The organism is Ensifer adhaerens (assembly GCF_028993555.1).
GTDB lineage: Bacteria > Pseudomonadota > Alphaproteobacteria > Rhizobiales > Rhizobiaceae > Ensifer > Ensifer adhaerens_I.
Window position 1 is genome coordinate 3,148,141 of record NZ_CP118610.1, and the last position, 20,027, is coordinate 3,168,167.

Annotated in this window: 18 protein-coding genes; 11 read left to right on the top strand and 7 right to left on the bottom strand. The window is 63.4% G+C overall.

Annotation, left to right across the window (positions count from 1 at the left end):
* The first annotated feature begins 2 nt into the window (after positions 1 to 2).
* From PWG15_RS15405 to PWG15_RS15420, 4 genes are all read left to right on the top strand, one after another.
* Positions 3 to 593 (top strand): putative glycolipid-binding domain-containing protein, encoded by a 591-nt coding sequence (locus PWG15_RS15405; RefSeq protein WP_275021280.1) that lies wholly within the window; start codon positions 3 to 5, stop codon positions 591 to 593.
* Complete coding sequence (locus PWG15_RS15410; RefSeq protein WP_275021282.1) at positions 593 to 1,789, top strand: phosphoglycerate kinase; 1,197 nt, start codon at positions 593 to 595, stop codon at positions 1,787 to 1,789. Before PWG15_RS15405 ends, PWG15_RS15410 begins: the two co-directional genes overlap by 1 nt.
* Positions 1,790 to 2,035: 246 nt before the next feature.
* A complete protein-coding gene (locus tag PWG15_RS15415) occupies positions 2,036 to 3,061 on the top strand; it encodes a class I fructose-bisphosphate aldolase (protein ID WP_275021284.1) in 1,026 nt (341 codons plus the stop codon).
* Positions 3,062 to 3,291: 230 nt separating this feature from the next.
* Complete coding sequence (locus PWG15_RS15420) at positions 3,292 to 4,227, top strand: PhzF family protein (RefSeq protein WP_275021287.1); 936 nt, start codon at positions 3,292 to 3,294, stop codon at positions 4,225 to 4,227.
* A gap of 19 nt (positions 4,228 to 4,246) precedes the next feature.
* On the opposite strand, the gene PWG15_RS15425 is transcribed toward PWG15_RS15420, so the two are convergent.
* Positions 4,247 to 4,801: a TetR/AcrR family transcriptional regulator gene (locus tag PWG15_RS15425; RefSeq protein WP_275021289.1), complete on the bottom strand. Its 555-nt coding sequence runs from the start codon at positions 4,799 to 4,801 to the stop codon at positions 4,247 to 4,249.
* 103 nt (positions 4,802 to 4,904) lie between these two features.
* On the opposite strand from PWG15_RS15425, the gene PWG15_RS15430 reads away from it, so the two are divergent.
* Positions 4,905 to 6,419: an MFS transporter gene (locus PWG15_RS15430; RefSeq protein WP_275021291.1), complete on the top strand. Its 1,515-nt coding sequence runs from the start codon at positions 4,905 to 4,907 to the stop codon at positions 6,417 to 6,419.
* Positions 6,420 to 6,450: 31 nt separating this feature from the next.
* Here the strand turns inward: PWG15_RS15430 and PWG15_RS15435 are convergent, their stop codons facing one another.
* Together PWG15_RS15435 and PWG15_RS15440 are read right to left on the bottom strand one after the other, a co-directional pair.
* On the bottom strand, positions 6,451 to 8,388 hold the full coding sequence (locus PWG15_RS15435) for a TPR end-of-group domain-containing protein (protein WP_275021292.1): 1,938 nt from the start codon (positions 8,386 to 8,388) through the stop codon (positions 6,451 to 6,453).
* Between the two features lie 111 nt (positions 8,389 to 8,499).
* Entirely contained in the window at positions 8,500 to 8,655 is a 156-nt protein-coding gene (locus tag PWG15_RS15440) for a hypothetical protein (RefSeq protein WP_093233901.1), read from the bottom strand.
* Positions 8,656 to 8,939: 284 nt separating this feature from the next.
* On the opposite strand from PWG15_RS15440, the gene PWG15_RS15445 reads away from it, so the two are divergent.
* The 3 genes from PWG15_RS15445 to PWG15_RS15455 all read left to right on the top strand — a co-directional run bounded on the left by PWG15_RS15445 (position 8,940) and on the right by PWG15_RS15455 (position 11,290).
* A complete protein-coding gene (locus PWG15_RS15445; protein WP_275021296.1) occupies positions 8,940 to 10,241 on the top strand; it encodes an MFS transporter in 1,302 nt (433 codons plus the stop codon).
* A complete protein-coding gene (locus tag PWG15_RS15450; protein WP_113540880.1) occupies positions 10,228 to 10,416 on the top strand; it encodes a DUF1192 domain-containing protein in 189 nt (62 codons plus the stop codon). Before PWG15_RS15445 ends, PWG15_RS15450 begins: the two co-directional genes overlap by 14 nt.
* Before the next feature lie 355 nt (positions 10,417 to 10,771).
* Positions 10,772 to 11,290, top strand: a complete 519-nt coding sequence (locus PWG15_RS15455; protein ID WP_043610604.1) for a protease adaptor protein RcdA — start codon at positions 10,772 to 10,774, stop codon at positions 11,288 to 11,290.
* Between the two features lie 70 nt (positions 11,291 to 11,360).
* On the opposite strand, the gene PWG15_RS15460 is transcribed toward PWG15_RS15455, so the two are convergent.
* Together PWG15_RS15460 and PWG15_RS15465 are read right to left on the bottom strand one after the other, a co-directional pair.
* Complete coding sequence (locus PWG15_RS15460) at positions 11,361 to 12,575, bottom strand: MFS transporter (protein WP_275021301.1); 1,215 nt, start codon at positions 12,573 to 12,575, stop codon at positions 11,361 to 11,363.
* Between the two features lie 13 nt (positions 12,576 to 12,588).
* Positions 12,589 to 12,831 carry a DUF1127 domain-containing protein gene (locus tag PWG15_RS15465; protein WP_275021303.1) on the bottom strand — a complete coding sequence of 81 codons (243 nt, stop codon included), beginning with the start codon at positions 12,829 to 12,831 and terminating at the stop codon, positions 12,589 to 12,591.
* A 116-nt stretch (positions 12,832 to 12,947) separates the two neighbouring features.
* On the opposite strand from PWG15_RS15465, the gene PWG15_RS15470 reads away from it, so the two are divergent.
* A complete protein-coding gene (locus tag PWG15_RS15470; RefSeq protein WP_275021305.1) occupies positions 12,948 to 14,459 on the top strand; it encodes a winged helix-turn-helix domain-containing tetratricopeptide repeat protein in 1,512 nt (503 codons plus the stop codon).
* A gap of 81 nt (positions 14,460 to 14,540) precedes the next feature.
* Here the strand turns inward: PWG15_RS15470 and rpmE are convergent, their stop codons facing one another.
* Complete coding sequence (rpmE, locus tag PWG15_RS15475) at positions 14,541 to 14,762, bottom strand: 50S ribosomal protein L31 (RefSeq protein WP_034806140.1); 222 nt, start codon at positions 14,760 to 14,762, stop codon at positions 14,541 to 14,543.
* A gap of 207 nt (positions 14,763 to 14,969) precedes the next feature.
* Between rpmE and PWG15_RS15480 the strand changes: the two genes are divergently transcribed.
* Both PWG15_RS15480 and PWG15_RS15485 read left to right on the top strand, forming a co-directional pair.
* Positions 14,970 to 16,772 (top strand): ABC transporter transmembrane domain-containing protein, encoded by a 1,803-nt coding sequence (locus tag PWG15_RS15480; protein WP_275021314.1) that lies wholly within the window; start codon positions 14,970 to 14,972, stop codon positions 16,770 to 16,772.
* A 237-nt stretch (positions 16,773 to 17,009) separates the two neighbouring features.
* Positions 17,010 to 18,002 (top strand): Bug family tripartite tricarboxylate transporter substrate binding protein, encoded by a 993-nt coding sequence (locus PWG15_RS15485; protein WP_275021316.1) that lies wholly within the window; start codon positions 17,010 to 17,012, stop codon positions 18,000 to 18,002.
* 268 nt (positions 18,003 to 18,270) lie between these two features.
* On the opposite strand, the gene PWG15_RS15490 is transcribed toward PWG15_RS15485, so the two are convergent.
* Positions 18,271 to 19,917, bottom strand: coding sequence for an FAD-binding dehydrogenase (locus PWG15_RS15490; RefSeq protein ID WP_275021318.1), 1,647 nt, complete (start codon positions 19,915 to 19,917; stop codon positions 18,271 to 18,273).
* Positions 19,918 to 20,027: the final 110 nt, after the last annotated feature.

A 20,027-nucleotide genomic window follows, 5' to 3' on the forward strand; every position in this document is an offset into this window, starting at 1 on the left:
AGATGTTTCGCGCCCTTTCCCCAACGACGGTCCGCTGGCGTCCGCTGGAAGGGGAAGGGCTCGAACACCTGACGCTGACGCAAACTGATACCACCGACGGCGCGGTCATCCGCGCCGTCGGCGTTCTCATTGGCAACCGCGGCGGTACGCCCTATGGCGTGCGCTACCGGGTCGATTGCGACAACACCTGGCATGTCCGCAAGTTGATGGTCGACACGACCGACGGCCGGAGCCTGCATCTGCGCTCGGACGTTCCGGGCCAGTGGATGACAGCGCGAGGCGCTCCCCTGCCTGAGTTCGATGGCTGCATCGATATCGATCTCGCCGGCACGCCCTTCACCAACACGCTTCCGATCCGCCGCCTTGGCCTCGATCGCAAGTCCGGCACCGTGGAGCTCAAGATGCTCTATGTGCCGTTCGACACGTTCGAGCCCGTTGTGGACGGCCAGCACTACACCTGCCTCGATGATTTCAGGCTCTATCGCTACGAGGCCGAGGACCGCAGCTTTGCCGCGGACCTGCCCGTGGACGAGGACGGCCTCGTCATCGACTATCCCACCCTTTTCCAGAGACTATCACCGGAGACTATCTGATGACTTTCAAGACCCTCGACGATCTGACCGACATCGCCGGCAAGCGCGTGCTGGTGCGCGTCGATCTCAACGTGCCGGTCAAGGACGGCGTGGTGACGGACGCGACCCGCATCGAGCGCGTGGCGCCGACCATCCGCGAACTGTCCGAAAAGGGCGCCAAGGTCATCCTGCTCGCCCATTTCGGCCGCCCGAAGGGAGAGCCCGTCGCCGACATGTCGCTGAAGACGATCGCGCCGGCCGTCGAAGACGTGCTCGACCAGCGCGTCCATTTCGCCGCCGATTGCATCGGCGACAAGGCCAAGAACGCCATTGCCGAAATGAGCGACGGCGACGTGCTGCTGCTTGAAAACACCCGCTTCCACAAGGGCGAGGAAAAGAACGAGGCGGCCTTCGTCGAAGCGCTTGCCGCCAACGGCGACATCTACGTCAACGACGCTTTCTCCGCCGCACACCGCGCCCATGCCTCGACCGAGGGCCTTGCCCATCATCTGCCCGCCTATGCCGGCCGTACCATGCAGGCCGAGCTCGAAGCGCTGGAAAAGGGCCTCGGCCAGCCGAAGCGGCCGGTCGTCGCGATCGTCGGCGGCGCCAAGGTCTCGACCAAGATCGACCTTTTGCAGAACCTTGTGACCAAGGTCGATGCGCTGGTCATCGGTGGCGGCATGGCCAACACCTTCATCGCCGCCAAGGGCGTCAATGTCGGCAAGTCGCTGTGCGAGCATGACCTTGCAGACACCGCCAAGGCGATCATTGCCGCTGCCGACAAGGCCGGATGCGCCATCGTGCTTCCGGAAGACGGCGTGATTGCCCGCGAGTTCAAGGCCGGCGCCGACAACGAAGTGGTCGACATCAACGCGATCCCCGCCGATGCCATGGTTCTCGACGTCGGTCCGAAGTCGATCGCTGCCGTCAACGACTGGATCTCCAAGGCCGAAACGCTCGTCTGGAACGGCCCGCTCGGCGCCTTCGAAATCGCCCCCTTCGACAAGGCGACGGTTGCCGTTGCCAAGCACGCGGCCGCCCGTACCCGCCAGGGTTCTCTGGTCTCGGTAGCCGGCGGTGGCGATACCGTTGCGGCCCTGAACCATGCCGAAGTTGCGGACGATTTCAGCTACGTCTCGACCGCTGGCGGCGCGTTCCTCGAGTGGATGGAAGGCAAGCCGCTCCCGGGCGTCGACATCCTCAAGCAGAAGTAAGACATGCAACCGGCGCGTGGGGAGCCTCTCGCGCGCCGGCCACCAAGAAAAAACCTCATTTATTCAAACGATTAAACAAATTTAAATCGTTTCAGTCGATTTTCTCGCCATTTTCCGGGACAATTTCACCTGTTACTCGCGCTCCTCGTCTGGAGCGTGGCGGCTGCCCCGTGCGCCGTCGGCCCAGAAGCTGTTTCAGTTTTCGCCCGATCGTGACGATCGGCGCTGTCTAGGGAGAGAAAAAGCATGACGGAAAAATTGGAAGACATCGCCGTCGCCATGGTTGCCAATGGCCGCGGGCTGCTCGCCGCCGACGAGTCCACGGCAACGATCAAGAAGCGCTTCGACACGATCGGTCTCGAATCCACCGAGACCTCCAGGCGAGACTATCGCGAGATGTTGCTGCGCGCCAACGAGGCAATGCGCAAGTACATTTCCGGCGTCATTCTCTATGAGGAAACCCTTTTCCAGCATGCGGTCGACGGCACGCCGCTCGTCGACATCATCCGCGCCGCGGGCTCCATCCCCGGCATCAAGGTCGATGCCGGCGCCAAGCCGATGACAAACTTCCCGGCAGAAACCATCACAGAGGGCCTCGACGGCCTCGCCCAACGGCTGGCGCGATATTACGAGGCCGGCGCGCGCTTTGCAAAGTGGCGCGGCGTAATCTCCATCTCCGACACGCTGCCAAGCGCGGGCGCCGTTCGTGCCAACGCCCATGCGCTCGCCCGCTACGCGGCCCTTTGCCAGGACGCCGGCATCGTGCCGATCGTGGAGCCGGAGGTGCTGATGGACGGCGCCCCGGGCGACCACTCGATCGATCGTTCGGAGCATGTGACGGAGTGGACGCTGCGCACCACTTTTGAAGAACTGGCCGCCATGCGGGTCAAGCTCGAGGGCATGATCCTGAAACCGAGCATGGTGATCGACGGCAAGAAGGCGCGCAAGGCCTCGGTGGCCGAGGTGGCCGAACGCACGATCCGGGTGCTGAGGCGCACCGTTCCCTCGGCCGTTCCCGGCATCGCCTTCCTCTCCGGCGGTCAGTCGACCGAAGAGGCCACCGCCCATCTCTCTGCGATCAACGCGAGCCACGATCTTCCGTGGAAGCTCACCTTCTCCTATGGCCGTGCGCTGCAGCAGGAAGCGCTCGACGCCTGGCACGGCAAGGCCGACAACATTGGTGCCGGCCAGCGCGCCTTCTCGCACCGCGCCCACATGTGCAGCCTCGCAGCCAAGGGCACCTGGAAAAAGGACCTCGAGAAGGCCGCGTAAGGCAGGGTCGAGAACCAAGGGGCCGCAGCAAGTCGGCCCCTTTTTCTCCGGCTTCATCCGCAGCAGGAAAGCGCCGTCAATATTACGGCGCGCCTGAAAGGCAGGGCAACCCAGGACCAGGCTGTCCCTGCCGGGCGGAACTTGTCACCGGAACAAGTTGGCGCCTTTGACGGGTGCGATCGCCGGCTTAAGTCTTGGCTTTGCAGCCAACTCCAGTGAAAGCCGGTGCCATGACCTCAGCCGCCTCGCCGCAATCCATCGCCTACGTCACTGTCGACGTCTTTACCACTGAGCGTTTCGCCGGCAACCAGCTCGCCGTCATACCGGATGCCCGGGGCCTGACCGACCAGCAGATGCAGGCAATCGCGACCGAGTTCGGCTATTCCGAAGTCACCTTCGTGCTGCCGCCACGCGACCCCGCCAACACGGCGGAGGTCCGGATCTTCACGCCGACGATGGAAATTCCCTTTGCCGGTCACCCGAATGTCGGCACCGCCTTCGTGCTCGGCCGGCAGAAGGAAATCTTCGGCCGTGTACCCGGAGACATCCTGCGCTTCGAGGAAAAGGCTGGGCTGGTCGAGGCGACGTTGTCGCGGGAGAAGGGCGAGGTCATCGGTGCCCGCATCGTCGTGCCGCGCGGTCTGACGGCCGGCCCGGACATCGACGTCGGGACGATCGCAGCCTGCGCATCGCTTACGTCGGAAGCCATCAGTACGCGCATCCACACGCCAATCCGCCTTTCCGTCGGCCTGCCTTTCGCGGTCGCCGAGGTCAGTGATATCGCGACACTTTCGACGGCGCGGCCGAACGTGACCGCGTTCCAGACGGCCAATGCCCGCTACAAGCCGGAGGAAGACAGTTTCAGCCTGTTCCTCTACGTTCGCTCGGCAGAGGCGCCGTGGCAGATCCGGGCGCGCATGTTCGCGCCGCTCGACAATGTCAACGAGGATCCCGCGACCGGCAGCGCCTCCGCAGCGCTCTCCGCTTACCTCGTGTCGCTGGTGCCGGATCAGGAGATCGATGTCGAGATCACGATCGAACAGGGTGTGGAGATGGGCCGGCGCAGCCTTATCGGGGCGCATGTCCGCAAGCAGGGCGGCACCGTTCGCCAAGTCAGCCTTTCCGGCAATTGCGTCAGTGCCATGCGCGGGCTGATCGAGCTGTAGTGCTTTCCCTCTTAGGTCTTTAGGCGGCGTCGCCGGGCTCCGGCAACAGCGTCAGAATATCGGCAAACATATCCCGCCATTCGGCGTCGTCCATCTCGACGAAGCCGAAACCGCGCAGCAGAAAGACGCCTTCGGCGGCAAGGAAGGCCAGCCGTGCCCGGCGCCCCGCCTCGGTCGAAAGGTCGATGCCATCGAGACGGGCGCGGTACCAGGCGCGGTTCTTCTGCATATGCTCTTCCCGCTGCAGCAGTGCTGCCATCATGCCGGATGTGCGGGCATTGTCGGCCGTGTTCATCTGCGCGGTCACCGACGCATGGGCGCGCATCGCCTTGACCGGATCAGGATCGTCGCCGCCTTCCGCCGCAACCGCGGTATCGAACTCGTCGAACCAACGCTGCATCATCGCGTCGATCAGGCCGTCCTTGTTGCCGAAGCAATACTGCACGCCGCCTTTGGTGATACCGGAGGCCTTGGCGACGGCATCGATCGTCAGGCCGGCAGCGCCGACGGAGTTCACGATCGCCTCCGCCGCATCCAAAACCTTGTCACGATCGATTGTTCGACGTCGTCCCATCTTGACTTCCTATTTCAAATCCATACGTACGTATTTAAATAATGAACCTGACCTTAACAAGACCTAGCCGCCAATTCGCTGTGGGTGGCCATTGAGGTGTACCATGCATTCGCAAAATCGCTGGCTCATACTGGCCATCGTATCGAGCGCACTTCTTTTGATCGTCGTCGATATGACGGTGCTCTATACTGCTCTTCCCCGCCTGACCCATGACCTCGGCGCGAGCGCATCCGAAAAGCTCTGGATCGTCAACGCCTACGCCCTCGTCGTTGCCGGCCTTCTGCCCGGCCTCGGCACGCTCGGCGATCGGCTCGGGCACAAGAAGCCCTTCATCGTCGGTCTCGCGGTCTTCGGCGTCGCGTCACTGATTGCGGCCTACGCCCCTACCCCAGAGGTCCTGATCGGCGGGCGCGTGTTGCTCGCGGTCGGCGCCGCGCTGATGATGCCGGCAACGCTGTCGATCATCCGCCTCACCTTCACCGACGAGCGCGAGCGGGCGCTGGCGATCGGCGTCTGGGCTGCGATCGCCTCCGGCGGAGCGGCCATCGGGCCGGTTCTCGGCGGCTTTCTGCTCGAATATTTCTGGTGGGGCTCGGTCTTCCTGATCAACGTGCCAATCGTTGCCATTGCCCTCATGCTCGGCATTGTCGTGCTGCCGAACAACCCCGGCAATCCCAAGCATCCGTGGGATGCGCTCGCTTCGTTCCAGATCATGGTGGGCCTCGTTGGCCTTGCCTATGCCGTGAAGGAGACGAGCAAGCGTGAACCGTCGCTTGAAGCCGGGCTCGCCGCTGCCGTCATCGGCGCCATCGCGCTCTTCCTTTTTGTGCGCCGCCAGCGCCGGAGCACCCATCCGCTGATCGATTTCAGCCTCTTCCGCAATGCGGCGTTTTCCTCGGGCGTCGCTGCAGCGTTGGTGGCGTCCGCCTCGATCGTCGGCATCGAGCTGGTCCTGAGCCAGCAGCTGCAACTCGTCGATAGCCTTTCGCCGCTTCAGGCCGGCCTTTTCATTCTGCCGATCCCGCTCGCGGCCTTCGTCGCCGGCCCGCTGACCGGCACCCTGCTGCCACGCCTGGGGGCGGAGGTGGTGCTGCGCTCGGGCCTCATCCTCGCAGCGCTCGGCCTCGGCGGATATCTGCTGGTCCATGAGGCCGGCGCGCTGACCCAGATCGTCACGCTCGTCGTCCTCGGCCTGGGCATCGGTGCCTCGATGACCGCCGCCTCCAGCGCCATCATGTTCAACGCCCCGCCGGAGCGGGCCGGCATGGCGGCATCGATCGAGGAGGTCTCCTTCGAGCTCGGCGGCGCGATCGGTATTGCCATCCTCGGCACCGTGATGTCCGTCGTCTACACCGCTTTCCTCGTGCTGCCGGAGGGTGCAGCCATTTCGCCAATGGCGCGCGACAGCCTCGATGAGGCTCTGCTTCTCGCCGAGAAACTGCCGCCGGAACTGGCGAGCGAACTCGTCACCCGTGCCCGGCTCGCCTTCGAACAGGCATTCACCGCGGTGGTGATCGCTGCAACAGCCATGCTGTTTGTCACCGGCTCGGCCATCTGGTGGCTGACGGGGGGCCGCAGCACTGCGCCGGCGGAATCCCGTCGGGCGAGCCACCACTGAAAGCGACCGCCGGCCGGCCCCCGCCCGGCGGTCAGCGCAACCGCGCCTCGCATTTCGCGATCGCCTCGACCATTGCCTGGAAGCGCACGTGATGGCGAACCGCGTCGAGGTCGGAGTCCTGCTTGAACCAGAGCAGTTGGTAGCACGAACTCTGCGGCAGCAGGGTTTCAAGCAGATCAAGCGCCACATCGATGTCGCCGAGAATGGAATAGACGCAGGCCGTATTGTAGCGGGCGACCACGTCGTCCGGATCAATTGCCAGAGCGCGTGCCGCCCATTCCCGCGCACGATCCGCCTCGCCCATGTGAGCCAGCGCCAGCGCGCCGCGATGTGCCGGCCCTGAGTTCTCCGGATTGAGCTCCAGCGCCCGCTCCGCGCGAGATATCCCGACCCTTGCCCATTGCACCCGTTCGGCGTCACGGCCAAGCGACTTATAGGCGCTCATCAGGTGGATCGGCGACAGGTAGTCGTCCGGGCGGATGTCTGCCGCACGCTTGAAAAACTGGATCGCCGTTTCGAAGGCACCCTGCATGAACAGGAAACGCGCATAGTGGAAGTTCGCCTCATAGAGACTGGCATCCAGCGTCAGCGCCCGCTCGAATTCGGCGACCGCCTCATCGTCCTGGCCGTCCTGGTGCAGCACCAGGCCGCGTGAGGCATGAGCCTCCGCCAGATCCGGATCGAGCGCCAGCGCCTTGTCGGTCATGGACAGGATGCTTTGCAGCGGGAACTCGTCCTCGTGCCAGTCGCGCAATGCCGACTCGCAATCGGCAATGCCGGCATAGGCGCGGGCAAAATCGGGGTCGAGTTCCACCGCCTTCAAGAACATGCGCCGGGCAAGCAGCAGATAGGAACGGGTCCAGGCATGCGAGAACTGCCGGCCGCGCAGGTAGTAGGTATAGGCTTCGACGCTCGTGGTCGGGTCGTTCTCGATTGCTCGCCTCTCGGCCGGCAAAAGCTTGACCTTGAGCTGATCGACGATCGCGTGGGTGATCTCATCCTGAATGGCGAAGATATCGGTCAGGTCGCGGTCATAGCGGTCGGCCCAGAGGTGTGTGCCGGTCAAGGCATCGATGAGCTGGCCGGTGATGCGCACCCGCGAACCCGCCTTGCGCACGCTGCCCTCGAGGATGTAGCGGACGCCCAGTTCCTGGGCCACCTGCTTCACCTTCACCGACCGCCCCTTGTAGGTAAACACGGTGTTGCGGGCCACGACATGCAACTTCGAGATCTTCGACAGATCCGTGATGATGTCTTCGGTGATGCCGTCGGAGAAATATTCCTGCTCCGGATCATGGCTCATGTTGGTAAACGGAAGCACGCCGACGGAGAGCCCGTAGCCGTCATCGAGCACGACAGGACCGACCCCGCTTGGCGCTGCCGCAACCTTCGTCGGCGCACCGAGCGCCACCGAATAGACATGCACGCCGGCGGCGATGTTCTTCAGCGTGTGCTCACCCTTGTCGATGAAACCGATATCGAGGCGCGTGCCGACGTGATCGCGCACCGTGGCGGAAACGGCAACACCGGATGGCTCCGCCAGCCCTTCGAGACGGGCGGCGACATTGACGCCGTCGCCGAAGATATCTCCATCCTCGACGATGATATCGCCCAGATGCACACCGATGCGCAGTTCGATGCGCTTTAGCTGCGGCACGCTTTCATTGCGGATCAGCATGCCACGCTGAATATCGACGGCGCAGGCGACCGCATTCACGACGCTCGCAAACTCGACGAGAATGCCGTCGCCGGTCAGTTTGACGATGCGCCCCTTGTGGCGGTGGATCTTGGGATCGACGAGTTCGTTCTTGTGCCGTTTCATAGCGGCCAGCGTGCCGGTCTCGTCAGCGCCGATCAGGCGGCTGTATCCCACGACATCGGCAGCGAGAATGGCAGCGAGACGGCGTTCCAAGAAACCCTCGAATTCACTTCCCGAATGAAAGAGGTAATCTAGCGCGTTATTCCCCATCTGTCCTGCGCCCTTTTGTAGTTGTAGCGAATATACGTACAACCCAATAGCATCGGGCGATCGGCCCTGGAGTTTCCAAGGAAACGGGTACTTACGGGCAAATTGGTCCAGCTAGGGCCGGATCAGCACGGTCACCATCATCATGACGATGGCAAAGACCGCGATCTTCCAGAAGTCCCGGCGGCGGCGCAAACCCGGAATGCCGAGCGGCCACAGAAGCTGGATGACCATTGCCAGGAGCAGGATAAGGGCGAGCGCCTTCTGCATGTTGCCCTCGTGTTCCGGGAGGCTGCCTTGACCGGCAAAGCGTTCGCAACGCCGGCACTCTTCGTCGCACGGAGCACCGCCTCCCCCAAGGACTAGCGATACGCTGCGCTTGGCAAAAAGGGCTAGTGTTTCCGCAGGCGATTTGCAATGACCGGTTTCCTTCAATCGTCTTCGTTTGAAGGGCAAATCGTGCGGCAACACAAAGCGCTGTAAAGAGAAACCGGCTGGCAATTCACCAGGCACCGCCCTAACTTGCTGACGGCAGAACGAATTTCGGATGGATGATGAGAAAGAACCTGCTCCCGGTTGCCGCCCTCCTGCTCGGCACCTTGTTTCTCTTTCTGGGCAATGGTCTCCAGGGGCTGCTTCTTCCCGTTCGCGGTACTGCTGAAGGATATCCGACCACCATCCTCGGCCTGATCGGTACGTCCTGGGCAGCCGGCTTCGTTCTCGGCTGCTTCTTTGCCCCGAATGTCGTCAAGCGCATCGGCCATGTGCGCGCTTTCAGCGTCTTTGCTTCACTGATCGCCATCGTTGCGCTTACGACCGGCATCCTGATCGATTCCACCTGGTGGCTGATCCTGCGGGCGCTGACCGGTTTTGCCACCGCCGGCACGTCGATGATCATCGAAAGCTGGCTGAACGAGCGCGCCACCAACGAGAGCCGCGGCGTGATCTTTTCGCTCTATATCGCCATAACCCTCTTCGGCGTCGTCGGCGGCCAGATGATGGTCCCCTTCGGCGATACCTCGACCAGCTTCTTCTTCATGATCTGCGGCATCCTTTATTGCCTCGCCATGCTGCCGACGCTTCTGTCCAAGGCCGCCTCGCCGCAGCCGTTGAAGCAGGTCCGCCTTGACCTGCGCGCGCTTTACCGGAACTCGCCGGTCTCCTTCCTCGGCATCCTGCTCGTCGGCATCGCCAATGGAGCCTTCGGCACGCTCGGCGCCGTCTTCGGGCGACAGGCCGGCCTTTCCGACAGCACGGTCGCGGCCATGATGAGCGTGGCGATCTTCGCGGGGGCGGTGATGCAGCTGCCCGCCGGCCGCCTCTCCGATCGCATCGACCGTCGCTATGTCCTGGCCGCCCTTGCCGGCGTCGGCGCCCTCGCCGGCCTGCTCATCTTCCTGATCGAGCCGAGCCAGGTGTGGATCGTGCTGACGCTGATCGCGATCTATGGTGCTGCCGCCAACGCGCTCTATCCGATCGCCGTTTCCCACGCCAACGACTTCGCAACCGCCGAGGACTTCGTGAAGGTCTCCGGTGGCCTGCTGCTGCTCTATGGCATCGGCACGATCATCGGCCCGACGATCGGCGGCCCGGTCATGACGGCAGCCGGCCCATACGGTTTGTTCATGATTACCGCCTGTGCCCACATTTTGATCACAGCCTATGCCATCATCCGCAGCCGGATGCGCGCGCCCGTGCCGGTCTCCGACCGCGACGCCTTCTCGCCGGTCAATGCCGGCGCGCCGACGACACCGGAAAGCCTGCAGCTTTCGCCGCGCGCTGCCCCGCTTGAGGAAGCGCGTAGCGAACCGGACAACAACCAGAAATGGGAGGATCAGACAGATGAGCCTGTTTGACGACGACCGACCACAAAAGAAGCTGGTGCACGAAATCGGCAGCGATCTTTCACTGCTTTCAGTCGATGAACTCACCCAGCGCATCGCGCTGTTGACGGAGGAAATCACCCGGCTCGAAGCCGAGAGGACACGCAAATCCGCAAGCCGCTCGGCCGCCGAAAGCCTGTTTCGCTGAGCCCTTGCGCAAGCGGGCGCGGCGCAGCAAAACGAAGCGCTTTTAACGGCAAATTAAGCATTATCTGCGATTGTCAGGGCATCCGGAGCTTTCCGGTTTCAGACAATTTCTCCGACTGGCGAATGGGTCTGATTTTTCTCCCTGTTTTACCTTGAGAGCCGCTTTTCGCGGCTCTTTTTTTGTTTTGGCATAGCTTCCGCTAAAGAACTGTGGAGATTAACCCTTTCTTAAGAATACCCTTGCGCGAAATGCGCTATCGGATCATTCTTCGAGCATAGAGGCGGGCAAGGATTTATTTCCTATAACCGCCCACTACCTGACTGTCGTGATGCGTTTGAACCAGGGAAAACAGGTCATGTCCGAGAGAGGATTGAATACGGTCAGTTTCGCAGGACACGCAGCGTCCTCGGCACAATTCAAGACACTCTATTCGGAAGGCATGGGTCTGGTCGAGGAAACGGCCACCTATCTCGATGGCCCCGGCCGCGCCGCCTCGAAGGTTCTGCCGCGCATGGCATCGGTGCTCTATGCAGCTGAATCCATGCGCCTCACCACCCGCCTGATGCAGATGGCTTCCTGGCTGCTCCTGCAGCGCGCCGTCAACAACGGTGAGATGAGCCGCGACCAGGTGATGTCGGAAAAGAGCAAGGTTCGCCTCGACAGCTTCAACGTCGACAAGTCCGCGCCTGGCTGGGCCGAACTGCCGGAGTCCTTCCGCGATCTCATCGAGCGCTCGCTGCGCCTGCAGAACCGCGTCGCCCTGCTCGATCGCGAAATCTATCGCCCGCACGAAGCCGCTGCCATCGTTCCGGACAACCAGAATGGCGTCAAGGCGCAGATCAAGCTGTTGCAGACGGCCTTCGGCACCAACTGATAGCCTTTCGCGTCTGCATGCGGAAACGGGACCCGGCCATCGCCGGGTTTTTTGTTTTGCGTCGCGGCTGTCACGAACGGGTGCGCCGCATCTTCGCCAAAAGAAACAGCGCCAGCGCACAACTTAGGAAGCCAAGAGCCATTGGCAGTCCCCGATGGCCTAGCCACTGCATGGCTAGTCCTGTCGCGGGCGACCCCACGATGCCGCCGAGACCCCACGCAACCGCGAAGGCCGCATTGCCAGCAATCAGGGCCTGGCCAGTGAAGCGTTCGCCGAGCTGGATCAACGACATCGTGTAGATGCCGAATGAGCCCCCGCCCCAGACGAAGACGAGCGGCCAGACGAGCCAGGAAGTGAAGACCCAGGGCAGCAGCAGGCATCCGGCCAGCGAGACCAGCACACAGAACAACATCGCCCGCATCGAACCGGTCTGCTCGGCCAAGCGCCCGAGAAATATCTGCAGCAGCGCATTGCCGGTGATGAAACAGGTAATGAGAGAGGCGATCCGCTCCTCGGCACTGCCGCGCGTGGCGCCATAGGTGGCAAACATCGAAAGCAGGATCTGTTCGAAAGCGGCAGCGGTGAAAACCGCAAACAGGAGGAGAGGCGCCAGCGCCAGGAACCCACCGACGGAAGTGGCCTCGCCATCCTGCGGCATATCAGGCAGGCGCGGCACGACTGTCAGCAAGATCATCCCGCAGAAAAGGAAGGCCACGATGCCGATCAGGAAGGGCGACCAGCCAACCGTGCCGACGAGGCCGAGCGACAACGGCCCGATGGCGAAGCCGCCCGAAACAACCGAAGAATAGAGGCCCATGATGCGGCCCCGGCGTGACGGCGGAGTGATCGTGATCAGCCAGGTTTCACTGATCACGGAAAGCGGATTGGCAAAGAAACCAAGCAGGAAACGTAGCGGCATCCAGGCCCAGAGGTCCTGCGTCCAGGCGATCGCGATCAGGGTCAGCGCTGCAAACAACGAGCAGAGAACAGCAAGCCACGCCGCGCCGAAGCGCCGAACCAGCGCCGGAATGAGGGGAGCGGAAAGGATGAAACCCAGCGGCGTCATCGCCGCCGACAGGCCGATCAGTCCGGGGGGCGTTCCCTGCCGCTCCAGGATGAAGCTGAGCAGCGGATAGGTCAGCCCTTGGGCAACCGCAAACACCGTGACCGTTGCGATCGTGCCGGCTATCGGCGCCCACAGGATTGGTTGTTCTTGTGGCACGGTCGCGTCGCGCAAGTGACGGCGCTCGGTCGCGACACGCAGAGGCTCTTGATCCGATATCATTCCGAAGCGCGCCTCATGCCTGCCAGAAACGTTTGGCGCTTTCGATCTCGACCTGCGGTTCTGTGAGGCCGATATCGGCGATCAAATGCGGGTCGTTCTTCGAGGTTTGTTCGAGATCCCGGCGAAAGCGGACCCTCCTGTCCCAGGCCGCGACAGCGCCTCCGAGCGTTGCAAGGCCGGTGCGCAAAGGCATCGAGTGCTGTTCTCGCACGCGTGGCGCCTGATGCCGGGATAGAGGAATGGGAATGTGGTTCATGGCAGTCTCCATAATCGGCCCGAAAGACCGGTGAATTCTGCAGGACACGAACCGGGGTGTAATTAAGCGCTTCCAAAAAGTTCTCAAAAACGTCCAAACGCACTATAGATGCGCCCATGCAGGAAACCCGCTTCGCCTTTGGTTCCTTCGTGCTTGATCCGGGTGCGGGAACGCTCCTGCGGGACGGCGATCCCGTTGCCATCGGCTACCGCGGACTAAGGCTGCTTGCGGCGCTCGTTGAACGGTCCGGCGAAATCCTGGGCAAAGCTGAACTGTTGGATGCGGCCTGGCCGGCAACCGCTGTCGAGGAAGGCAACCTTACCGTCCAGATCGCGCAGCTCAGGAAGCTGCTTGGCCCCGCCGCCGATGGCAGCGAGTGGATCTCGACGATCCCGCGCGTCGGCTATCGCTTCACAGGAACCACAAGGACGCTCGGTGCGGCAAAGCGGCGCGCGCTCTCCTTGCCGGATAGGCCGTCGGTCGCCGTGCTGCCCTTCGTCAACCTCAGCAACGATCCCGAGCAGGAGCCCTTCGCGGATGGGCTGACCGAGGACCTGATCACCGACCTGTCCAGAACCCCCGGCCTGTTTGTCATCGCGCGCAACTCGTCCTTCGTCTACAAAGGCAAGCCGGTGGATGTGCGCACAATCGCGGAAGACCTGGGCGTGCGTTACCTGCTGGAAGGCAGCGCCAGGCGTGCGGCAGGTCGCGTGCGTATCAATGCGCAATTGGTCGACACCCAGAGCGGCGATCATCTCTGGGCGGAACGCTTCGATCGCGGCCTGGAAGACATCTTCGCCGTTCAGGACGAGGTTGCGGCAAAGATCGTGGAAGCGTTGCTCGGACAATTGCGCCCACCGCCGCTGCCGCGCAACCGACCCGGCAACATGGAGGCTTACGATCTCTGCGTACGGGCCCGCAGGCTGATGGATGACACGCCGCAGGCGGCCCAGGAAGCGCACCTGATGCTGACGCGTGCGGTTTCGCTCGACCCCGACTATGCCGAGGCCTACCGTTGGCTGGCCATGAACCACTGGATGGGACGGGTGCACTCCGGCGGACCGACGGAGACAGCCCGCAGCCTTGCCCTGGAACTGGCGCGCAAAGCAGTCACGATCGACCCAAACGATGCCGGCAGCCGCTGGATCCTGGCCTACCTTCTTGCCTATGAGCGCAGCTTTGCCGAGGCGGATGCCGAATTCGCCAGGGCGATCGAACTCGACCCGAACGAAGCCGACACCTGGGCGGCGTTGTCCGACGTCGCGGTTCTCGCCGGGCGGGTCGAAGAGGGCCTCGCGCATATCCGCAAGGCGTTCAGGCTGAACCCGTTTCCGGCAAGCTGGTACTATCTGACGCTCGGCCAGGCGCAATATGCGGCCGGCGACTATGCAGCCGCCATCGAGACCCTGCGCAGGGACGAGACCTATCGCACGAGTTCACGCCGGTTCCTGGCGGCAAGCCTCGCCCAGGTCGGTCGCCTCGACGAGGCGCGCGCGGAAGCGGAGCTTTTTCTCGTCGCCAACCCGGGTTTCACCATCCGCCACTGGGCTGCGACCGAGCCGCTGCGTGACGATGCCATGCTTGCGCATTTCGTCGAGGGCTTTCGCAAGGCCGGACTTCCCAAGTGACGGGCAAGCGCGGCCATCCCGCACGGCCAACAAAAAGCCCGGCGCGATGGCCGGGCTTTGAGAATGCCGAAGAGGCGTCAATTAGAGGCCGAGGCCCTCGAAGCGCTTCTTGAACTTGGAGACGCGGCCGCCGCGGTCCATGAGCTGCTGGTTGCCGCCCGTCCAAGCCGGGTGCGACTTCGGGTCGATTTCCAGGTTCATGGTGGCGCCTTCCGAACCCCAGGTCGAGCGGGTTTCGTATTCGGTGCCGTCAGTCATGACTACCTTGATGACGTGGTAATCGGGATGGATGTCTGCCTTCATAACGATCTTCCTAGAGTTCCAGGGTCCAATTGTCGCAAGGCATTGCGACTTCGAGACCGAACACGTAAATGAAGCCGCGGACCGGCTGAAGGGCCACGGCTTCCCAATTCGATGCCGTGCCTATACATCAAGGTCTGCGGGATAACAAGTGCCGCGCGGAAGACTCATGGGCAAACCCTTTCCTCCGTGGTTGGCGAAAGGGGTCAAGTGTCCGTACGAGAAAACCAGACGCCAGCGCGCAAATCCATTCGCCCGCTCACCACGCTCTTACCTTACCTCGCTCGCTACCGCCACCTGGTCGTCGGCGCCGGTATTTCGCTCATCCTAGCCGCAGTGACCACGCTGGCGCTGCCGCTCGCGGTCAGGCGCATGGTCGACAACGGTTTCTCCAGTCCCGACAGCGGTTTCATCAACACCTACTTCTCGATGCTGATGATGCTGGCCATCGTGCTCGCGCTGGCGAGCGCGGCGCGCTACTACTTCGTCATCACGCTCGGCGAGCGCATCGTTGCCGACCTCAGGCGCAACGTCTTCGATAGCGTCACGCGGCTTTCCGCCTCCTTCTTCGACGTCAACCAGTCCGGCGAGATCGTCTCGCGGCTGACTGCCGATACGACCCAGGTCAAGTCCGCGGTCGGCGCCACCGCTTCGGTCGCGCTGCGCAACCTGATCCTGTGTCTCGGCGCCATCGGCATGATGGTCTATACCAGCCCGAAGCTATCGAGCCTGGTGCTGATCGCGATCCCGATCATCGTCTTCCCGCTCGTCGGCTTCGGCCGCTCCGTCCGCCGCCGCTCGCGCGAAGCGCAGGACACACTCGCCAAGGCGTCCGCCTATGCCGGCGAAGCAATCGCGGCATCCCGCACCGTGCAGGCCTTCAATGGCGAGGCACTCGCCAACAACCATTTCGGAGCCGCCGTCGAGGACGCCTATGGCGCTGCGCGCGCCGCGATCAAGGCGCGTTCTGTGCTTACCGCCTTCGCCATCACCATGGTCTTCGGCAGCGTCGTCGCGGTGCTGTGGTTCGGCGCGCATGACGTGCTTTCTGGCAACCTTTCCGCCGGCACCCTCAGCCAGTTCCTGCTCTACTCGGTCTTTGCCGCGGGCAGCCTCGGCTCGCTCTCGGAAGTCTGGGGCGAACTCTCGCAGGCCGCCGGAGCCGCCGAGCGGCTCAACGAACTGCTGACGGAGGTCCCCGAGATCCAGGCGCCGGCAAACCCCGTCGCCATGCCCGTACCGGCCACAGGCGCCATTGCCTTCGACGACGTCTATTTCGCCTATCCGGCGCGGCCCGACTACAAGAGCCTGAACGGGCTCAGCTTTGCGATCAAGCCCGGCGAAACTGTCGCCATCGTCGGCCCGTCTGGCGCCGGCAAGAGCACGGTCTTCTCCATGCTCCTGCGCTTCTACGATCCCGCCAAGGGCACGGTAACGGTCGATGGGCTCGATGTCCGTACCGTTGACCCCAAGGAACTGCGCGACCGGCTGGCGATCGTGCCGCAGGATGTCACCATCTTTGCCTCCTCGGTTCACGACAACATCGCCTTCGGCGTGCCCGGCGCGACCCGGGAGGCGGTGCGCGCTGCGGCCGCCGCTGCCCAGGCGGATGAATTCATCAACCGCCTCGACAATGGCTACGACACGCTTGTCGGCGAACGCGGCATCACCCTGTCCGGCGGCCAGCGCCAGCGCATCGCCATTGCCCGCGCGATCCTCAAGAACGCACCGATCCTGCTTCTCGACGAGGCCACCTCGGCGCTCGACGCCGAAAGCGAGACCTTGGTGCAGAAAGCCCTCGATGGCCTGCTGCACGAACGTACGACGATCATCATCGCCCACCGGCTCGCGACCGTACTGAAGGCAGACCGCATCCTGGTCATGGATCACGGCCGGATCGTCGAGGAAGGAACCCACGTCTCCCTCATCCGCCAGGGTGGCCTCTATGCCAAGCTTGCGCGGCTGCAGTTCAACCACGGCGCCGAAGCACTGTTCGTCGCCACGCAAAGCTGAGCCGCCGGAGGCGGTTCAGACCCTGCCCGTCCGATTTTACACCAGACGGTTGTCGACCGAGGGCCGCGCCCTATTGTTATGGGGCCGGCCTGCGGCGCCGCGTGCGTTCCGACGCGCCAAGGTTGCTGTAACTTGCTGAACTGCTGCATGAATTCGTCCCTGGACCGATCTCGTTTTAGGGAATTGTGCAGTTGCGGGCCGGTTTGCTGTTTGCTGAACGTGTGGGAGGAAATTCGCATGGCATTTTCGCAACTGACCCGGCGCGCAACGCTGACGCTGGGCCTGATGGCGCTATCCGCGCTGCCCTTTGGCATCCCGGCCCTCGCCCAGGGTTTCCCGGACCGGCCGATAACCATGGTCGTTCCCTTCGCCGCCGGCGGCTCGACCGACGTGGTGGCCCGCATCGTCGCACAAAAAATGTCCGAAGATCTCGGCGAGCAGGTGATTGTCCAGAATGTCGCCGGCGCCGGTGGCAATCTCGGCGCGGCCAATGTCGCGCGCGCCGATCCGGACGGCTATACGATCCTCATGGGAACCGTCGCCACGCACGCGCTCAACCCGCTGATCCTCAAGACCAAGCCCTACGATCCAGAGAAGGATTTCGCCCCCATCTCGCTGCTGGTCATCGTGCCCAACGTGCTGGTCGTCAATCCCGAACTCCCCGCCAAGAACGTCGCGGAACTTCTGGCGCTCCTGAAGGCCAAGCCCGACGAATACAGCTACGCTTCGTCCGGCAACGGCACGCCGCTGCATCTGTCCGGCGAGCTTTTCAAGAAGATGGCCGGCGTCAGCATGCAGCATATCCCCTACAAGGGCGCCGGCCCGGCGCTGAACGACGTCATCGGCAACCAGGTGCCGATCATGTTCGACAATCTCCCTTCCTCATCCGGCCACATCAAGGCAGGAACCCTGCGCGCGCTTGCCGTGACGACAGCGGAGCGCGCGCCTTCCTTCCCCGATGTGCCGACGGTCGCCGAAAGCGGCATCCCCGGCTACGAGACCTACACCTGGAACGCGCTCTTCGCCCCGGCGAACACACCGCAGCCGGTGGTCGCCCGCCTCAACGAGGCGGCAAACAAGGCCATGAAGGATCCCGCCGTTGTCGAACGCATGAAGGAATTCAGCGCCAAGATCGTCGGCTCGACCCCGGAAGAGCTGAAGCTGCATGTGTCGGCAGAGCTGGCGAAGTGGACGCCGGTCGTGCGTGACGCCAACGTGCAGATGGATTGAAGGGCAATCTACCGCCACTCCTCATCCGCCGGCCGGCACCTTCTCCCCACGCGCGGGGAGAAGGGATTTGTGGCAGCGCCGTGCCGACCGTCTCAACCGTCGTCTCAAAACATTGGAAGCATTGCGAGGTTTGGTGGCCTGGCTTCCGCGGTGACGTTTGCAAAGAAGAAGTTGCGGCACGCTCGGCCGTTCCCTCGCCCCGCCTTCTGGGAGAGGGCTAGGGTGGGGAGCAATCGGCTGATAGCGACGATCACCGGCACAATGGACATTACGCCCCGGCGGCACCCCGCCCCGCCATCCGGCCAGAAAAGATGCAGCCGCCAAGGAAGGTGCCTTCGAGCGCATTGTAGCCATGCATGCCGCCGCCACCGAAACCAGCGACTTCGCCAGCCGCGTAGAGACCCGGCACCGGCTCGCCAGACTGCTCCAGCACCTGGCCCGAGAGGTCTGTCTGCAGACCGCCAAGCGTCTTGCGTGTCAGGATATGCAGGCGAACGGCGATCAGCGGCCCGGCTTTCGGATCGAGCAGCCTATGCGGCTTGGCGGTGCGCAGCAGCCGATCGCCACGATAGGCGCGGGCGCCACGGATCGCCGTGACCTGGGCGTCCTTTGAGAACGGGTTGGTGATCTCGCGATCGCGCGCCTCGATCTGCTGGCGAAGATGGTCGAGCGACAGCCGATCCTCGCCCGTGAGCGCGTTCATCGCCGGCACAAGGTCTTCAAGCCGGTCCCGGACGATGAAATCCTCACCCTTGTCCATGAAGGCCTGGACTGGGCCGGGCGGATTCTTGCCGAGCCGCTTCAGGAGCAGCGAGATGCTCTTGCCGGTCAGGTCCGGGTTCTGTTCCGAACCGGAAAGCGCAAACTCCTTCTTGATGATTGCCCGCGTCAGGATGAACCAGCTGTAGTCGTGGCCGCTGTCACGGATCGCCTGCAGGGTCCCGAGCGTATCGAAGCCCGGCATCGCCGGAGCGGAAAAGCGGTTGCCGTCGGCGTCGCACCAGAACGACGACGGACCAGGCAGGATGCGGATGCCATGATCCGGCCAGATCGGATCGAAGTTCCTGAGCCCCTCGGTATAGTGCCACATGCGGTCCGAGTTGATGACCGAACCGCGCGCCCGGCTGGCGATCTCCAGCATGCGCCCGTCGACGTGATGCGGCACGCCCGAGACCATGGTTGCCGGCGGTTGGCCAAGCCGCTTGCGCGGCCAGTTGCGGCGAACGAGATCGTGATTGCCGCCGATACCACCCGAGGTAACGACGACCGCGCCGGCCGAAAGCTCGAAATCGCCGGCGACGTCGCGTGAACTGCGCTCGCCCCTTCCGACCGGGTCCTCCTTCAGCAAAGCACCGCGGGCGCCCGCCACCTTTCCATCCGTGGTAATGAGCTCATCGACCCGATGGCGGAACCGGAAGCGCACCAGACCACGACTTTCCGCCTCCCGCGTCAGCCGCACGAAAGGTTCGAGCACCGCCGGCCCGGTACCCCAGGTGACGTGGAAGCGCGGCACCGAGTTTCCGTGACCATGGGCAAGTCCGCCGCCACGCTCGGCCCAGCCGACGACCGGAAACCAGCGCATGCCAAGGGAATGCAGCCAGCGGCGCTTTTCGCCAGCGGCAAAGTCGAGATAGGCTTCGGCCCAGAGCCGCGGCCAATGGTCTTCCGGACGGTCGAACTGCGAAGATCCCAGCCAGTCCTGCCGGGCAAGCTCGCGCGTGTCGCGAATGCCCATGCGCCGCTGCTCGGGGCTATCGACGAAGAACAGGCCGCCAAGCGACCAGAAAGCCTGGCCGCCAAGGTTCTGTTCGCCTTCCTGATCGAGAACGATCACCTTGCGCCCAAGGGCGGCTGCCTCCGAGGCGGCAACCAGGCCGGCAAGACCCGCACCGATGACCAATACATCGCAATCCATGAAATGCCCTCCCCTGCATCCCATACAGCGCCGCCATACGAATGGCCGCAGCAACAGTTACGCGTACGTCAAGGTCAATTCAAGAGTCGGGTGCTGGCCACGGTGTGTTT

What these genes read in the sequence shown, in the direction of transcription:
- PWG15_RS15420 (WP_275021287.1), top strand. Translation starts at nt 3,292, where the DNA reads ATGACCTCAGCCGCCTCGCCGCAATCCATCGCCTACGTCACTGTCGAC.
- PWG15_RS15425 (WP_275021289.1), bottom strand. Translation starts at nt 4,801, where the DNA reads ATGGGACGACGTCGAACAATCGATCGTGACAAGGTTTTGGATGCGGCG.
- PWG15_RS15450 (WP_113540880.1), top strand. Translation starts at nt 10,228, where the DNA reads ATGAGCCTGTTTGACGACGACCGACCACAAAAGAAGCTGGTGCACGAA.
- PWG15_RS15455 (WP_043610604.1), top strand. Translation starts at nt 10,772, where the DNA reads ATGTCCGAGAGAGGATTGAATACGGTCAGTTTCGCAGGACACGCAGCG.
- PWG15_RS15430 (WP_275021291.1), top strand. Translation starts at nt 4,905, where the DNA reads ATGCATTCGCAAAATCGCTGGCTCATACTGGCCATCGTATCGAGCGCA.
- PWG15_RS15485 (WP_275021316.1), top strand. Translation starts at nt 17,010, where the DNA reads ATGGCATTTTCGCAACTGACCCGGCGCGCAACGCTGACGCTGGGCCTG.
- PWG15_RS15445 (WP_275021296.1), top strand. Translation starts at nt 8,940, where the DNA reads ATGAGAAAGAACCTGCTCCCGGTTGCCGCCCTCCTGCTCGGCACCTTG.
- PWG15_RS15490 (WP_275021318.1), bottom strand. Translation starts at nt 19,917, where the DNA reads ATGGATTGCGATGTATTGGTCATCGGTGCGGGTCTTGCCGGCCTGGTT.
- PWG15_RS15470 (WP_275021305.1), top strand. Translation starts at nt 12,948, where the DNA reads ATGCAGGAAACCCGCTTCGCCTTTGGTTCCTTCGTGCTTGATCCGGGT.
- PWG15_RS15410 (WP_275021282.1), top strand. Translation starts at nt 593, where the DNA reads ATGACTTTCAAGACCCTCGACGATCTGACCGACATCGCCGGCAAGCGC.
- PWG15_RS15460 (WP_275021301.1), bottom strand. Translation starts at nt 12,575, where the DNA reads ATGATATCGGATCAAGAGCCTCTGCGTGTCGCGACCGAGCGCCGTCAC.
- PWG15_RS15440 (WP_093233901.1), bottom strand. Translation starts at nt 8,655, where the DNA reads ATGCAGAAGGCGCTCGCCCTTATCCTGCTCCTGGCAATGGTCATCCAG.
- PWG15_RS15415 (WP_275021284.1), top strand. Translation starts at nt 2,036, where the DNA reads ATGACGGAAAAATTGGAAGACATCGCCGTCGCCATGGTTGCCAATGGC.
- PWG15_RS15465 (WP_275021303.1), bottom strand. Translation starts at nt 12,831, where the DNA reads ATGAACCACATTCCCATTCCTCTATCCCGGCATCAGGCGCCACGCGTG.
- PWG15_RS15435 (WP_275021292.1), bottom strand. Translation starts at nt 8,388, where the DNA reads ATGGGGAATAACGCGCTAGATTACCTCTTTCATTCGGGAAGTGAATTC.
- rpmE (WP_034806140.1), bottom strand. Translation starts at nt 14,762, where the DNA reads ATGAAGGCAGACATCCATCCCGATTACCACGTCATCAAGGTAGTCATG.
- PWG15_RS15405 (WP_275021280.1), top strand. Translation starts at nt 3, where the DNA reads ATGTTTCGCGCCCTTTCCCCAACGACGGTCCGCTGGCGTCCGCTGGAA.